Genomic DNA, 2,196 nt, shown 5'->3' with positions numbered 1-2,196 from the left:
GGCTAGGAGAAAGCCAGCAAAGGCCAGAACCCATGCAACGCCGGCGACATTGACGATCGCGTCCTTAGGGAGAAAAACCGCAAGGATTCGTGACAAGGCAGCGATCAGGATCGCCGCGAAGACAACAATGGTTTGCAGTCCGGCCCGTAGTTGCCGGCCGGTATGGCCAAGCGTGGCGCGGGCCATCACTGCGACCGTCATTGACCCGACGGCGCCGACGCCGAACGCATGCAGCCCGGCAGCGACCGGTACGATTGCGGGCAAAAGGATCGACGCCGAAACCAACGCAAAACCGACGGGCACGAAAGCATATGCAAGGTGGAGATGAGCACGAGCGGATCCCGCAATGTCCGTTCGCCAGCCCAGCGCGACAGACGCCACACCTGGCAGATTGCAGCGACGGCCATAAGCATTCCTGAGACGCGGTTGTGGGGGGCGAACGTCCACGCTCCCAGCGCGATAGCTGAGATGGCTATCGATGCGATGTCAAAACGGCCGAACGGTGCAGGCAGCTTGCCAGGATTTTCCCGGGCGAGCCAGTTGCGTGTGAAGCTCGGAATGATACGCCCACCGATCAGCGAGATGAGTACGATCCCCGCAGCCATACCGAGCCTGCGGCTGATGTCGGATGTGCCTTGAAGGTGCGCCTCGAAATGGAACATGCCGTTGGCGCACGCCATCACGACAAGCGGCAGCAGCACCTTGAGGTTGCGCCAGTTGCGTCCGGCGATGATTTCGCGGGCGGCGGCGGCAGCCACCACAAACAGAAATGAGCCATCGATCACCGCGGCTGCTTGCCAGCCGATGTCGGTCGAGAAGTAGACAGCGGCGCGCCCGGCAAGCCACAGGACGACCAGCGCCAGCAGTGGCAAGCCTTGTACGGGCAGCCGGCCAGTTCAATTGGGGATGGCGGTCAGCAGGAACCCGGTAACGATCGCCGGCAGATAGCCGAACAGCATCTCGTGAATGTGCCAGTCGACGGCAACGAACGCACTGTGGGCATCGAGTTCGCCGGCATATATCGGCAGCCAAAGCAGAATGGAGAGCGCGGCATACAGCGACCCGAGGAAGAAGAAGGGCCTGAATCCGTAGGAAAGAAATGCGGGTCCTGTGTAGGCCCGCAGGCGTGGAATCCCCATGATTTGCGTCTCCAAATGAACAGGGCCGGATGAACCGCCGCCCTCGGTCCGTCCGGCCCTCGCCTGCCCTCATGCGGCAGGCATGGCTGTATCGATTGCCGATCAGTTGACCGGAACCTGGGTGAACAGGTCGGCGAACACCGTCTTTGCCTTCCCGGGATGCTTGACCGCCTTGGCGGCATCGAGATTGACCGGCTTTCCGACAACGATCAGGGCGACCATGCCCATGCCGTAGTGAGGCGCGCATTTGACGCCGTAAACGCCCTCCTTTGTCAGCGTAACGGTGATTTCCTCGCTGGGCTTTCCCTTGAAGGGCTCGGCGCCGTCTGGAAGCATGCCTTTGATTGACTCGGCATCATGGCTCTTGTCGGTCGGCACGAACTTGACGGTGTCGCCAGGGGCTGCCTTGACGAAGGCCGGCTGGAAAACCATGGCGCCCTTTTCGCCCTTGTTGAGCATCTGCACCATATGCTCTTCGGCGCTTGCGCCGCCGGCGAGCGCCAGGGTAGAGACTGCGGCGGCGAGGATGGAGAGTTTCATCGATTTGTCCTTTGTTTCGTCTTCGCGGCATTGCGCCGTTCCATGCCATTTAGTCTGACGCGGCTGGGAACAATTTGCGCTGGCGCAAACTCAGGATAAGAAAGGTCTTCCGCACGACTGATGCGGAACCGTAGGGCCGTGAGGAATCGCTTGGCTGCGCTGGACCGATCGCTGATTTCGCGACTGCCGCTCTTCCAGGGTCTGACGCCCGACGAGCAGAGCGAGATCCTGCGGGATGCGCGGTCGTCTCGCTATGCCAAGGAGACTGCGATCTTCGAGCAGGAAGCCGAGGCTCATTCCTTCTTCGTGCTGATCGCCGGGCATATCCGTGTCGTTCGCACCACACCGGACGGACAACAGGTCATCGCCAGATACATCAGCGAAGGCGAGATTTTTGGCGTCGCCGCGGCACTTGGCCGAACGACCTACCCAGCCAGCGCAATTGCGGCGGTGGACTGCGTGGGGCTCGCCTGGCCAAACGCTCTGTGGCCGGACCTGGCGGGGTGCTTCCCAGGGT

2 protein-coding genes and 1 pseudogene are annotated in these 2,196 nt (G+C 61.7%); 1 reads left to right on the top strand and 2 read right to left on the bottom strand.

The features are described 5' to 3' along the window. Both EN879_RS32955 and EN879_RS32950 read right to left on the bottom strand, forming a co-directional pair. A pseudogene (locus EN879_RS32955) lies at positions 1–1,139 on the bottom strand (NnrS family protein); the annotation flags it as partial. Between the two features lie 102 nt (positions 1,140–1,241). Next, complete coding sequence (locus tag EN879_RS32950; RefSeq protein ID WP_063170488.1) at positions 1,242–1,679, bottom strand: pseudoazurin; 438 nt, start codon at positions 1,677–1,679, stop codon at positions 1,242–1,244. Positions 1,680–1,829: 150 nt separating this feature from the next. Here EN879_RS32950 and EN879_RS32945 point away from each other — a divergent pair. After that, on the top strand, positions 1,830–2,196 hold a 367-nt coding region (locus EN879_RS32945; RefSeq protein ID WP_164774728.1), incomplete at its 3' end, for a cyclic nucleotide-binding domain-containing protein.

Origin of the sequence: Mesorhizobium sp. M7A.F.Ca.AU.002.02.1.1 (genome assembly GCF_003998535.1) — a bacterium.
Taxonomy (GTDB): domain Bacteria; phylum Pseudomonadota; class Alphaproteobacteria; order Rhizobiales; family Rhizobiaceae; genus Mesorhizobium; species Mesorhizobium ciceri.
This window is presented reverse-complemented; position numbering and strand designations above follow the sequence as displayed.

What these genes read in the sequence shown, in the direction of transcription:
- EN879_RS32950 (WP_063170488.1), bottom strand. Translation starts at nt 1,679, where the DNA reads ATGAAACTCTCCATCCTCGCCGCCGCAGTCTCTACCCTGGCGCTCGCC.